This is a genomic window from Pseudomonas sp. MWU16-30316, assembly GCF_020515645.1.
Lineage (GTDB): Bacteria > Pseudomonadota > Gammaproteobacteria > Pseudomonadales > Pseudomonadaceae > Aquipseudomonas > Aquipseudomonas cerasi.
The window spans coordinates 802,987-816,918 of record NZ_JAIZAZ010000003.1; the positions used below are offsets into that span (position 1 = coordinate 802,987).

At 57.5% G+C, this 13,932-nt stretch carries 8 protein-coding genes and 2 pseudogenes; 6 read left to right on the forward strand and 4 right to left on the reverse strand.

The window, feature by feature from the left end:
• Nucleotides 1-2 precede the first annotated feature (2 nt).
• The 6 genes from LCH65_RS14520 (at nt 3) to LCH65_RS14550 (ending at nt 11,056) form a co-directional block, all read left to right on the forward strand.
• A complete protein-coding gene (locus LCH65_RS14520; protein ID WP_003372869.1) occupies nt 3-794 on the forward strand; it encodes an ABC transporter ATP-binding protein in 792 nt (263 codons plus the stop codon).
• Complete coding sequence (locus LCH65_RS14525) at nt 791-1,570, forward strand: IucA/IucC family C-terminal-domain containing protein (protein WP_226439577.1); 780 nt, start codon at nt 791-793, stop codon at nt 1,568-1,570. Before LCH65_RS14520 ends, LCH65_RS14525 begins: the two co-directional genes overlap by 4 nt.
• Complete coding sequence (locus tag LCH65_RS14530) at nt 1,561-2,211, forward strand: RraA family protein (protein ID WP_003372873.1); 651 nt, start codon at nt 1,561-1,563, stop codon at nt 2,209-2,211. The genes LCH65_RS14525 and LCH65_RS14530 overlap by 10 nt, the downstream gene beginning before the upstream one ends.
• Before the next feature lie 97 nt (nt 2,212-2,308).
• A complete protein-coding gene (locus LCH65_RS26285) occupies nt 2,309-3,670 on the forward strand; it encodes a PAS domain-containing methyl-accepting chemotaxis protein (RefSeq protein ID WP_072366624.1) in 1,362 nt (453 codons plus the stop codon).
• Nucleotides 3,671-3,943: 273 nt separating this feature from the next.
• Complete coding sequence (locus LCH65_RS14545) at nt 3,944-5,548, forward strand: EAL domain-containing protein (RefSeq protein ID WP_226439578.1); 1,605 nt, start codon at nt 3,944-3,946, stop codon at nt 5,546-5,548.
• Between the two features lie 306 nt (nt 5,549-5,854).
• Nucleotides 5,855-11,056 (forward strand): DUF4011 domain-containing protein, encoded by a 5,202-nt coding sequence (locus tag LCH65_RS14550; RefSeq protein WP_226439579.1) that lies wholly within the window; start codon nt 5,855-5,857, stop codon nt 11,054-11,056.
• A 7-nt stretch (nt 11,057-11,063) separates the two neighbouring features.
• On the opposite strand, the gene LCH65_RS14555 is transcribed toward LCH65_RS14550, so the two are convergent.
• From LCH65_RS14555 to LCH65_RS14570, 4 genes and pseudogenes are all read right to left on the reverse strand, one after another.
• Nucleotides 11,064-12,182: a metallophosphoesterase gene (locus tag LCH65_RS14555; RefSeq protein ID WP_003372883.1), complete on the reverse strand. Its 1,119-nt coding sequence runs from the start codon at nt 12,180-12,182 to the stop codon at nt 11,064-11,066.
• The gene (locus tag LCH65_RS14560; RefSeq protein ID WP_003372885.1) at nt 12,182-12,406 is read right to left on the reverse strand and encodes a hypothetical protein; all 225 of its coding nucleotides are present in this window, start codon (nt 12,404-12,406) and stop codon (nt 12,182-12,184) included. Before LCH65_RS14560 ends, LCH65_RS14555 begins: the two co-directional genes overlap by 1 nt.
• A gap of 45 nt (nt 12,407-12,451) precedes the next feature.
• A pseudogene (locus LCH65_RS14565) lies at nt 12,452-12,664 on the reverse strand (helix-turn-helix domain-containing protein); the annotation flags it as partial.
• Nucleotides 12,665-12,717: 53 nt separating this feature from the next.
• Nucleotides 12,718-13,707, reverse strand: a pseudogene (locus LCH65_RS14570) (transporter).
• Nucleotides 13,708-13,932: the final 225 nt, after the last annotated feature.

Sequence of the window (13,932 nt, forward strand, 5' to 3'; positions counted from 1 at the left end):
GGATGGCGTCAATCGCAACCCACGACCTGACCCTGAGTTACCAGCGGCAGGTGATCATCGACAGCCTTGATCTGCAGCTACCCGCAGGCCAGGTGACCGTGCTGATCGGCAGTAACGGTTGCGGCAAAAGCACCTTGCTCAAATCCCTGGCGCGCCTGCTCAAACCCCAGCAAGGCACCGTCGTACTCAACGGTGCCGACATTCACCAGAAGTCCACTGCGACTGTCGCGCGTGAACTGGCGATTCTGCCGCAGATGCCCAGCGCACCGGAAGGCATCAGCGTACGGCAATTGGTGGCGTTGGGGCGTTATCCCTATCAGAACTGGATGCAGCAATGGTCCGCCGAGGATGAAGCCATGGTCGCACGGGCTCTGGCGCAGACCGGCATGCAGGAACTGGCCGACAGACCTGTCGATGCCCTGTCAGGTGGTCAGCGTCAGCGCGCATGGATCGCCATGACCCTGGCGCAGGATACCGACATTGTATTGCTGGACGAACCGACGACCTTTCTCGATCTGGCTCATCAGATCGAAGTGCTGGACCTCTTGCGCGACCTGAATCGGCAAGAAGGCAAGACCATCGTGATGGTACTGCATGACCTGAATCTGGCCTGCCGTTACGCCGATCACATGGTCGCTGTCCACGAACGCAGCGCCTTTGCCCAGGGACGTCCGGCGGACATCCTCAGCGAGGCGCTGGTCAAGCAGGTCTTCGGCCTCAACTGCCGAATCATCGCCGATCCATTCTTTGGTACGCCGCTGTGCATTCCCTTTGGCCGGGAACTGCCGCAATGAGTCTGGCGCAGGCGTTCAGCGAGTCCGAATGGTCGTTGCTGTCCGGGGCGCTGCGGCTCAGGCCGGCAGGTGAACACGATCCGCGCTCACTCCCGGCCCGAGCGCTGCTGGACGACGCCGTCTGCGAGCAATTGCTCGGCGTGCTGGGGCCGGTGATCGGTTCTCCGACCCAGGCAATCACCGCGTCATTGCTGGCCAAGCGCTTTTCCTTCCTCAGCACCGGTGCCTGTCTGTACGCGATGTCGGTCTACGACAAGGGCCTGGCCCTGTCGCTGGACAATAGCGTGGTTGAATACGCGCACGATAACGGCCTTTGGACCTCTTCAATGCCCTTGCTCGATACAACGCCTGTGGGTTACGCACCGGGGGCTCGCGAGGCGTGGCGTGATGTGCTCGTCGCCACCCTGTTCCGCGACCTGCTTCAGCCACTGTGGGAAACCTTCAACCGTGTCACTGGCATTTCCCGACGCATTTTGTGGGAAAACACCGCAGTACGTGTCTATTCGCTGTACGACAAGCGCATGGACACGGTTGAGGACCTGGTGATCCGGCAGCGCTGTGAAGCCGATTTCGACTGGCTGCTGCGTCAGGCCGATCCGGCACTGTTCGGCCTGACCTACAACCCGCTCAAACACTTCCGCCGTCCACCGATTGTGCTCGAAGGCGAAGGCAAAAGCGTCCGTTTTCGGCGTACCTGCTGCTTCTATTATGACGCCAGCAACCCTGTCGAGTATTGCTCGACCTGCCCGTTACTGAGGCCCAAAAAATGTCGATGAACAAGCAGATCGCCCACCGCCAGCAACAGCTCAGCGACGCGGTCATAGAGCAATACCGTGATGTTGCCGCGTCAACCATTGGCCATCTGACCGACGTGGGTTACCTGCGTGGGATCAGACCGCTGTTCGAGGGTGCCAGACTGGTCGGCAACGTTGTCACGGTCAAACTGCAGCTGCCCGACGGCAGCATCCTGCGCGACGCTTTGCTGAACAGCCTGCCCGGGGATGTGCTGGTGATTGAATGCGTCGGCGACGAGCATTGTGCCTGCTGGGGCGACCTGCGCACCCTGGCCGCGCTCATCAAGGGGCTTGCCGGCGTCATCATCTCGGGTACGGTTACCGACGTCGCCGCCTTGCGCGAACATCGTCTGCCCGTGTTCAGCCGGGGAGTCAGCGCAATGACGACGCGCAGTCTCGGGGAAAGCGGCGAGCTCAATGGGCTGATCAATGTAGGCGGCGTGGATGTAAAGCCGGGGGATATCGCAGTCGGGGATGATGACGGGGTGTTTATCCTGAGTCCGCAACAGGCGAACGAACTGTTACCCGAGTTGCTTGGCAAGGAGAGTGCGGACAGAAAAAGACGGGCGGAGTTGCTCGACAGACTTAAGGGGCAGCAGCCGGAAATCAGAAGTCGGCAATGACAATATGTTTAATATTTGGATCCTAATATCAACAATCAGACAATAGGCAGGCCATTTACGTATTAAGTTCGCCGGCACTGCTCAAGATTGCGGTTCGATGACCGATGCAGATTGCAAACCCAAACTGTCCCGGATAGCCGCAATGTTCAATTCTCATTTGAAAAATACCAATAAGGCATTGGAGCGCCGCCTCGCCATGCTTGAGCAAGCAGGGCAAATCCTCAATCTGGAGACAGTCGCCGTCGTTCTGGATGGCACGGGCAAGGTACAGACCGTCAACGCGTTGTTCGAGACGGAGATGAGCTACGCCCAAGCAGAGCTTGTCGGACGCAACCTGTCTGAACTGAGCCCGCCGGAACTGAGCGGTGACGTTCACCAGAAACGCGCGTTGACCGCGATTCGCGACGGCAAGCATTTCAGCGGCACGTTGCGCCTAGTCAGCAAGGCCGGATCGAGGGTGTGGCTGAGAACCATTGTCGTTCCTTATAAAAATGAAACCGGCGGCGTCGAGCAGATCACCCTGTACTCGAGTGTTCTGACGCGAACCATTGAAGCCTCGCGTGAGAACGAGGCCCTGGTCAACGCACTGCAGCGCTCCACCGCCGTTATCGATTTCACCCTCGATGGCATTGTCATAGGCGCCAATGACAATTTTCTGAAGGCGATGGGTTACGAACTCAATCAGATAAAGGGCAAACATCACAAGATTTTCTGCCTGCCTGAAGAATCCGCTTCTGACGCGTATACCCAGTTCTGGGAAAGACTGCGCCGAGGTGAGTTTATCGTCGATCGTTTTCGTCGAGTTGACAAAGGTGGTCGTGATGTATGGCTGGAGGCGTCTTACAACCCGATTACCGACGCCAACGGCAAACTCTATAAAATTGCCAAGTTCGCGACGGTCATCACTGAACAGGTCGAGCGCGAGAAGGCCGTCGCCGAAGCATCGGAAATGGCTTATCAAACATCTATCGATACTGACAGCAGCGCGCAGCAAGGCCGAAAAGTCATCAAGGACACGCTGCATATGCTCGGCCAGCTGACCATTTCGATGGCAGAGGCTACACGAGGTATCGAAGCACTGGATTCGCAAAGTCAGGTGATTGGGACAATCATTAAAACCATCAGCGGCATTGCCGAACAAACCAACTTGCTCGCGCTGAACGCAGCGATTGAAGCCGCCAGGGCTGGCGAACAGGGCAGGGGGTTTGCCGTAGTAGCCGATGAGGTGCGCCAGCTGGCCTCCCGCACGACAAAAGCCGCGGAAGAAATCGTAAACGTCGTGAAGACCAACCAAAGCCTGGCTTCAGACGCGGTAGGCGTCATTGTGCGCAGCACCGAACAGGCTTCCGAGGCGCTGGTATTGGCCAACGACGCAGACCGTGTGATCCAGGAAATCCAGCAAGGCGCCAACACGGTAGTGCGGGCAGTCAGCCGGTTTGTGGACCAGCGCTCCAGTTAAGTGTGAACAGTCGGGTCGACTCAGGGGACACTAAAGGTGTGCTGCCCTGAGTCACTCACTGCGCAGTTAAACAGGAAAGGAAGTGTACTGATCTGTGCAGAGCCACCTGCGTATAAAAGTTTTAAATGAGTGTGTTTTATTAAATCGATGGGACAGCACTCGCGCAAGGCGCCCACTATCGGAATCACTGTGCTACTGCCTCAAGACTGATAGCCGGCTACCGATACCCTGCTTATAACCGTTGCACCCGCCGTCATTTCGAGCATCGTTACTATGACTTTCCTGCGCAGCCCACACATGGTTCGTAAGTACCTTTACACCTTGTTGTGGTTTTACGTGTTCTCTATTTTTCTGTTGGCCATCGCGTGGGAATTCGAACTTGAATCCGTCGCCATGGTCGCAATGGGCTTACCCTACGACCAGGACTTCGAAAACGCCGAGCGTTGGCGTTTTGTATTGACCTCGACAGGCTTTGCAGTGTTATCGATGGTTATACCGTTCATTCTTCTGAAACGCCTGATGCAACGGCTCCATAGCAGCTACAACGATTTGCTCGAGTCACAGGCGCTCAGCGAATCTCTGGCCCGCCACGATCCTTTGTCCGGCTTGCTCAATCGGCGTGTGTTTCACGAGCAACTGGTTGCACGCTTACGGCAGCCAGCGACACACACTGCGGTTTTTCTGATCGACCTGGATAAATTCAAGCTCATCAACGATACCCACGGGCATGCGGCGGGAGACGCGGCGATCTGCGCCGTTGCCGAAAGCCTGCGCGACGCCACTGTCGGGTGGCAGGCTTCCGTTGCGCGACTGGGTGGCGACGAGTTTGGCCTGGCGGTCAGCGGTGACTTCAGCCATGCCGAACTGGCGCCGCTCGCTGAAAACATTCTGGCCAAAATCGCGGCATCCAGCGTTGGCCTGCCGCGTGTGGTCCTGAGTGCAACCCTCGGCATTGCCATTGCGCCAATGGACGGCTCAGACGCCGACCTCTTGCTGCAACGTGCTGACAGCGCCATGTACCGCGGCAAGACCGGTGGCCGAGCCACATTTCATTTCTATGAAGTCAGCTTCGAGCGCGAGCAGCGCCTGCAGGAGCAGTTCGCGCGGGAACTCACCCTGGCTATCGAAGAGAAGGATATTCAACCGTTCTATCAGCCCATTGTCAGCCTTCCAGAGCAGCGCCTGTCCGGGTTCGAACTGTTGGCGCGATGGCTGCATCCGGAGCGCGGAATCATTCTGCCGCTTGACTTCATACCCGTAGCAGAACAGTTGGGGCTGATCAAGCCACTCACCGCGACCCTTTTGCTTCAGGCCTTCGATCAGGCACGCGCTTGGCCAAGCGACTTCACGCTGGCAATCAATGTCACCTCACTGATGATCGAAAGTCCCGACTTTCCGGACTGGCTGGAACAGTTGGCCAGCGAAGGAAAATTCCCGCTGAGTCGGCTGGAAGTGGAAGTGACGGAAAACGCTCTCGTCGCCAATGTCGACAGTGCCCGCCTGAATCTCGAACGTCTGCGCGCGATGGGCGTGAGCGTCGCCCTGGACGATTTCGGGACCGGCTATTCAGGGCTTTACCACCTGACCAAACTTGCCATCGATAAGATCAAGATCGACAGATCGTTCTTTGACACGACGCTCGAGAACCAGAACGAGATGGTCAAGGCCATCCTCGCTCTGGGGAAAAGCCTGCGGATGAAAATCACCGCCGAGGGTGTTGAGCACGAGCGACTGGCTGACTGGCTGGCCACTCATGAGTGCGACTTTGCCCAAGGTTACCTGTTCGGACGGCCCTTACCGTTGGCTCAGGTAACAGAGCTGCTGACAATGAGTGAGCCTAAAGGGCCGGTCAGGGCGTTGGCGGTTCTTGGAAAATAAGGGGAATGTGCTTCAAGTCAGGCGCTCTCGAACTTCAATGCGGAACTTTGGATTCACCAGAGACGATGAGAGTTCTCTAGTGCTTGGCGCTCAATAAAACCTGCGGCTTTCTGCCAGTACAGCGAGCTGCAACACCCTCTTGGAACTGTGATCGGGATAGGCACCGATCGCGTCAACGTGAGGTGCTGCTGCGAATAAGGCGTTCCATTCACATATAAGCATTCCTTATTGTCGATGACTCATGGAGTATATGCGCATTTTGGCTGCCTCTATGAGGCAAGCGCTCGCAGCTTCAGGAGCCCGTGAATGAACATCGAGATTGAGGCGCTGATCGCCCGGAAGATCGGTTTCGCCTCTCACCAGAACGCCGTACCGCTGGTACGTGAACTAAGCATCTGGAACCAGGAAGAAACCGGTTTTGAAAACCTGACCCTGAGTTTAAGCACCGACCCCGATTTCGTAGAAAGCCGGACTTGGCATATAGACCGCATCCATGCAGGTGATCGCCTCAACATCTCCGAGCGCGATATCAAGCTTAATGCGGGTTATTTGGCCGGGCTGACTGAAAGCCTCAGCGCAGACGTGGTGATGCGCTTGTCCCAGGGCGACAACGTGCTCGTCGAGCAGCGCTTCCCTATAGAACTCCTGGCGCGAACAGAATGGGGCGGCTTGAGCGCAATGCCGGAGTTGCTTGCAGCTTTCTGCATGCCCAATGATCCCGCGGTAGATCGCGTACTCAAGGCCGCTTCACAGGTATTACGGCGCGCAGGCAAGAAAGATGGCATTGACGGCTATGAAAGCAAGTCGCGTACGCGAACCTGGGAGCTTGCCTCTGCCATTTGGTCAGGAGTGTGCAGCTTTCAGTTGAGCTATGCATTACCCCCGGCCAGTTTTGAGCAGCAGGGCCAAAAAGTCAGGCCTCCGAGTGTGGTTCTGGAAAACGGCGTGGCGACCTGTCTGGACACTGCATTGCTGTTTGCTGCGGCGTTGGAGCAGGCGGGCTTGAATGCTCTGCTGATCATGACCAAGGGACATGCATTTGCAGGCGTATGGTTGCAGCCTCAAGAGTTTTCCCAATTGTTGACCGATGAGGCGTCGGCAGTACGCAAACGCCTGGATCTGAAGGAAATGGTGGTCTTCGAAACCACCCTTTCTACCCAGACACCTGCGCCGGGGTTCTCCCAGGCCATTGCAGCTGCCGAGCGGCAACTCGATGATGAGCAGTTCATCATGGCCATCGATTTGCACCGTGCCCGGATGCAGAAGATTCGTCCGATGGCGCTCATATCAGTAACAGAAGGATCTGATGCGACAGCCGATGCTCCGCCCACTATTGAAGGACTGGAGGAGGCGCCGGCACTCCCGGGGTTCGATGTCGAAATAAATACCGACAGCGAAGGTCCTGCCGGCAAACTGACGCTGTGGCAACGCAAACTCCTCGATCTGACGATCCGCAACCGTCTCCTGCACCTCCCGGACAGCGCAAAAGGCGTACGCCTGTTGTGCCCCGATCCGGCAGCGGTTGAAGACCTTCTCTCCAGTGGTCAGCGAATTCGCGTGCTGCCGGTGCCTGACCTGAAAAGCAGTGGCCGGGATGTGGCGCTGTACGAACAGCAGAATAATGAAAACCTGGTCGACGAAGTTGCTCGTCAGGCTCTTGCTCGTGGTGAAGTGCTCGCCGGGCTGGAAAAAGTCAAACTTGAAGCCACCCTGATTGATCTGTTCCGAAAGGCGCGTAGCGATCTGGAAGAGGGCGGTGCAAACACACTGTTTCTGGCCATCGGCTTTCTCAAATGGAAGAAGAGTGCCGACGACCCGAAAACTTACTCCGCGCCCCTGATCTTGCTGCCAGTAAAACTTGAACGTAAAAGTGCCTTGTCCGGGGTAACGCTAAGCCTGCTTGATGAGGAACCACGTTTCAATCTGACGCTGCTTGAACTGCTGCGCCATGACTTCGAGTTGGTAATTCCCGGACTGGACGGCGAACTGCCCAGCGATGAAAGTGGCATTGATGTGACGGGTATCTGGAACATGGTGCGGCGAGCAGTGCGTGACGTGCCGGGTTTCGAGGTGAGTACCGAACTTGTGTTGGGAACCTTCTCATTTGCCAAATACCTGATGTGGAAAGACCTGAATGCCAACGCAGCACTGCTGCTGCAAAGCCCTTTGGTCAAGCATTTGCTGGACCCCGCTGAGGTAGATGAGGGCTTCTCCGGCTCAGACGAGTTTCCCAGACCAGAGCATCTGGACTCGTCAGTAACGCCCGCCACGCTTTTCGCCCCGTTGCCGGCCGACTCTTCACAGTTATCTGCCGTGGTGGCATCTGCCGGTACTCATAGTTTCGTCATGGATGGGCCTCCGGGAACCGGCAAGTCGCAAACCATTGCCAACATGATTGCCCACAATCTGGCCTTGGGCCGCCGCGTGCTGTTCGTGGCAGAGAAGCGCGCGGCACTGGACGTGGTTTACCGTCGCCTGGCAGAACAGGGGCTGGGCGAGTTTTGCCTGGAACTGCATTCAAGCAAGACCTCTAAAGTTGAAGTACTCAAACAACTGGACCGCGCCTGGGACGTCAGCGACGCATTGAGCGCCGACGAATGGGAGCGTGAAGCCACTCGTTTGCAGACACTGCGTTCGCGACTCAACGAACTGGTCGCGGTACTGCACCGACGCTGGAGCAACGGGCTCTCCCTGCATCAGGCGATTGGTCGTGTGGTTCGTGATCATGGCCCTCAAACACCCAGGCTGACCTGGCCATCAGACACGCAGCATGATGCTGCCGAGTACAGCCAGTTGCTGGATCTGTCGCGCCGGTTAGGCCTGAACGGTGATGCCGCACGTAATTTGTCAGGCAAATTCGGCGCTCTGGCGCAGACCCAGTGGTCGAACGCCTGGCAGGCACACATTGCGAATGCCGCACGTGAGCTGCCGCAGGCCCTTGACGCGCTGAATGCGGCGAGTGAAAGGCTTCTTGTCCTGACGCACCTTGACTTGCCTGTAGCCGAAGTGGCGCAGGTTCAGCACCTTGGCGAATTGGCGACTCTGGTCGTGGAGTCCTATGGACTGAACCTCTCATTCGCTTTTGCACCCGACGCCGTCGCGCGTATTGAAGCCGCCCGGCGCGCGTGCCAGTTAATCGAAAGCTATCGAGAGCTTGAGGAAGGTCTGTCGCTGGATTATGCGGACGAAGCCTGCCGTCGCATTCCCGTTGAGGCGATGCGCAGCGAATGGCGAGATGCCGAAGGAAAGTTCTGGTTCCTGGCGACTTTCGCCAAGAAAAAGGTCGCGAAGAAGCTGGCCTCTTCAGGTGGCGCAGCAGGCCTGCCGGACACGCTTGGCGACCTGGCGATTTTCGAGCGCCTGCACGCGCAACTGAACGAACTGGATACATTGGCCGGCAGCCTGCAATCGATCCCGGGCTGGCAGGGCCTGACCAGTGACGTGTCACAGATATTTCGTGCAGCCTCAATGGCTGAACGTCTGCGCGGGCTGATAAGCGGTCTGGCCCAATCACCGGACCACCTCGTTTCGCTACGCGGTGCCGTCGCGCGACTGGTCGTTGAGGCGAACGAAATGTTGGCGCCGGGCGGGCAAATCGGCGTAGCGTTATCAGCCTTGCAACAGGCGTTGTCTCGCTATGAAGACGCCGCTCGACTGTTTGCCGAATTATCTGCAGCCGGTACAGATACACAACCGAGCGTTGGCGTGTTGAGGGCTACTTCGCTCTCAATCCAGCAACAAGAAGAGCAGCTCAAGGCATGGTGCGATTGGTGCCGGGTTCGCGAGCAGGCTGGTGAGGCTGGGTTAGCCAGTCTGGCGCGTGCGCTCGAGGCAGGGAGTCTGTCACCTGCAGCAAGCGAGGAAACCTTCATCACGGCCTATGCCCATTGGTTCGCTACGCAGGGTATAGACGGCGAACCTCTGTTGCGGAATTTTGTGGCTGCCGAGCACATGAGTGATATTGCGGCTTTCGTTCGTCTGGACGACGAAATGGCGAAACTGACGGTGCGTTACATCCGGGCCAAACTGTGTGGCTTGATCCCCTCCAAAAATGACATACCCAAGAGCAGCGGCTTTGCCATTCTCAAACATGAACTGCAGAAGTCTCGCCGGCACAAACCTGTCAGGCAACTGGCTGTCGAAATGGGCGACGCGCTGAATCGCCTGGCGCCTTGCATGCTGATGAGCCCGCTGTCGATTGCGCAATTCCTGCCCGCCGATCAACCGCCTTTCGATCTGGTCATTTTCGACGAGGCTTCGCAGATTGCTCCATGGGACGCAATCGGTTCGATAGCTCGCGGCAGGCAAGTGGTTATCGCGGGTGACCCGCGTCAAATGCCGCCGACGAACTTTTTCAACCGTGGCCCGAATGCCAGCGACGACGATACCGCGGAAGACATGGAAAGCATTCTGGACGAATGCCTGGGAGCAGGGGTGCCGAGCCACAGTCTGAGCTGGCACTACCGGAGTCGCCATGAAAGCCTGATTGCCTTCTCCAATCATCGTTACTACGACAGTAATCTCATTACCTTTCCGGCAGCAGAGACTCGCGCGAGTGCCGTCGAGTGGCGCAGGGTTGACGGTGTTTATGCAAAAGGCAAAGGGCGCTACAACCAGGCTGAAGCCGAAGCCATTGTCAGCGAGACAGTCAAGCGCCTTACCGATCCCGCGTTCGTGGCTGCTGGCCATTCGATCGGTATTATCACGCTCAACTCCGATCAGCAAAAACTGATCAATGATCTGTTGGACAATGCCCGCAAGCAGTACCCGCAGATCGAGCCGTTTTTTCAGGACACACAGACCGAGCCGGTTGTCGTCAAGAATCTGGAGACAGTCCAGGGCGATGAGCGCGACCTGATTATGCTCGGGATAGGCTACGGTCCTACCGAGCCCGGCGCGCAGGTCATGTCCATGAACTTCGGTCCCCTCAACAAGGACGGCGGCTGGCGCAGGCTTAACGTGGCGATCACCCGGTCTCGCCGAGAAATGTTGGTGTTCTCATCCTTTGATCCTTCAATGATCGACCTGAACCGCACCAATGCCCGCGCAGTCCGTGACTTGAAGCATTTCATAGAGTTTGCCCAGCGCGGACCAAAAGCTTTGGCCGAGGCGGTACAAGGCTCGGTCGGTGGTTACGACTCGCCGTTCGAGGAGGCAGTCGCTCAGGGCCTGAGGCGTCTTGGGTGGCAAGTGATTCCGCAGATCGGAGTCTCTCGTTTCCGCATTGATCTGGGAGTTGTCCATCCGGATCGTCCGGGTGACTATCTGGCTGGCGTCGAATGCGATGGCGCTACCTATCACAGCGCTGCCACTGCTCGGGATCGGGACAAGGTCCGCGGAGCAATTCTCAGCGGTCTTGGCTGGAATCTGGTGCGGCTATGGTCCACGGAATGGTGGGTAGACAAAGAGGGAGCATTGCAGAGGCTGAACGCAGCGTTGAACGATCTTTTGGCTCAATCCCGGGAGGAGACAGCAGACCCACTAAACGAACAGCCTACGCCCCACTGATGGGGCGCTAGAGCGCCCGCCGAAGCGTAATCCGGGTCAATTCCGAAGGTTTGCCAAGACGAATGGCAAACCCGGGCCAGAGTGCGGTGCCGTTGTTGACGTACAGTTGCATCCCGCCCACATCATAAAGCCCGGATACGAATCCGCCGTTGGCCAGGGCCAGCAGCCGGTGTAGACCGAAGATCATGCCGCCATGGGTATGCCCGGAGAGTTGCAGCGCTATGCCGTGGGTCGCTGTTTCCTCGGCGTTTCTGGGTTGGTGGTCGAGCAGGATGATCGGTGTGTCTTTCGCGATGCCTGCTATGGCTTTCTGCAGGTCTGGCGCAGGGAAGCCGGTTTTCGGCGCCGTGACATCGGTGACGCCGGCCAAAGCGATGCGTGCACCGTCGTGCTCGATCAGCGTGTGGCTGTTGGCGAGAGGGATCATGCCCAGCGAGACGAAGTGCTGCATCCACGCCTGGTTATCGAAAAAGTACTCATGGTTGCCGGGGATGACGTACACGCCATCCGGCGCACGCAAATCGCGCAGCGCCTCGATATCCTGCTTCCGGTCGTTGAGCGAGCCGTCGATGAGATCGCCGGTGATGACGATCAGGTCAACCCCCAGCGCATTGGACTGCTGCACCACAGCCCGGGTCCAGGGCGCATCGAACAGGCGGCTGATGTGCATGTCCGTCAGTTGCAATACCTTGTAGCCCTCGAATTGCGGAGGCAGGTTTTTAATCGCGATCTGGATGTCTTTCACTGGCGGCACGCGCACGGCCTGCTGGACGCCGATTGCCGCCAGCACCAGGGCCGCCATACCGATGAAATAACGCAGATTGGCCGGAATGCTCAGCGTCTGCCGGCGCACCAGCATCGTCAGCAATGTGCCGATGTCGACGATGATTTGCAGTACCGCAAGCAACAGTATCGCGCCGAACGCCCAGTTGAACAGCATCACGATGTAGCGTGGAAATTCCGGCGAGAACACGCTGCCGGAGGAAAACCGGCAATACAGATGATATTGCGAGGCAAGGACAAGCAGCACCGCAACGGCGATTTTCGCCGATAACGCCCAGGGCATCGGCCATAGGAATCGGGCGATGACGTACAGGCAGGGCATGCTGAACATGACATGAAACATTAACGTGCTCCGTTGGCGATATCGATGAAGTGGATAACTGCGTCAACGGCACGGGCAGTAATGAGGTCGATCTGGTCCTGCCGAACGCCGCCCGTTGCAGCGTATTGGCGAGCAGGGATGCTGGAGGTCATGGTGCCGAGGCGGAATGCCGATACGAGCAGACCGTGCTGCCAAGTTTCTTGCAACGCGCGCCGATTGTCGAGCTGACGTGCTTTTGCCGGCACTGCACGGCTCGAAACCGGTCTGAAACCGTCGCTTGATTGCAGCTGTCAGGCCGCACTCGACGGCTTATCCCTGCCGCGAGCCATCTCTCGAAACAGCCGGGGCGACATACCGAATGTCGATTTGAACTGCCTGCTGAAATGCGAACTGCTGCCATAGCCCCAGGCATAGGCGATATCGGTCAGTGAACGATGGGCATGCTCATTGCTGCGCAACTCTTCGGCGCAACGCGACAGGCGTCGTTGCCAGATATATTCACTCATTACCTCTACAAAGGGGCCGCCCACCGTGCACGGGCGGACACAGACATCGGTCAGAACGTGTGAACGTAACGAACCTGCACCATGTAATCCGCGCGTGAGCGGTTCTCGACGCCGGTTTCTTTGTAGGTGTTCAGTCAGAACGCCTGCGGTTCGCTTATTTTCCAGAACAGGCCAGGTCCGATGCCGAGTACTTTTTCCCGGGAGTCACTCAAGCGGCTGCCATTGACCTGATCATCCGATATCTGCCTGAAGTAGTAGCCGTTGATGCCGACGGAAACCTTGGGGAACACTTCATACGATGCGGTGAAGTTGGCCCACGCCGACTGGCCGGATTGGGTGTTGCGCACTGACTGTCCGTCGAAAAACTGTTGCGAACTGCTCGCCGGGTCGTCGTTCTTGAAGTTGTACAGGTAGTTGAGGCGCCAACTCATTTCCCAGCGCGGCGCAGGCATCCAGGTGGCCGCCCAGTAGGGGTTCAGCGAGAAATGATTAGAGCCAGGGTTCAGGTCTTTGTGCTTGTCGTATTTGCCCGTGGGCACGATGGTATCGAAAGCCACACGCTGGACGAAAACCGGCCTTCCCTGGGCGTTGATTATTGGGTCGAACTGCGCCTGAGGCCCGACCGTAACGTCGCCCAGCCCAGCGCCGTTGTCTTTGAGTGTGGCACCGTTGTCACCGAAGTCACCGTCCAGAGAGACCACCGGCACCAGCAGACTCCAGCCCAGGTGCGCACCACCAATGCTCTCTGGCGAGTAATAGCTCAACTGATTGATCATCGTGACAACATTGATCTTCGGGTCGTCGAAGGCGCTGTTGTCTTTGCCGCCGTTGGTTCTGATGCTGCTTGCCGTGCTGAACTTCAGATAGGTCTGATGCGTCAGGCCAGGCGGTCCGGCAAAACCGTCGTAAAAGCTCGTGCCGCCCAGATTGATACCACTGGGCTGGCTGACCGAGGGCGGTGGAGGGCCATCTGCTGCGTGGGCAACGAACGGCATGAAGCTAAGCACCAGGCAGGCTGGCAAGGATATTTTCAGTGTCATCGGCGCGGCTCTATTTTTGGAGTTGTGAGCAAAAGGCTTCGCTTGGCACCTCGACTGTAATCACCGGGTTATCGCAATACTTGAGTGGGGCGGCCAGAGTTGACTGAGAGCGCCAGGATGGCGGAGAGGGTGCCCATGAATAAATATATGTATGGATGTATTACGCATCTTAATCGCAAAAAGCCATCTCTCAATTGACGCTGCAGCAGCGGCTCATGGTTAATA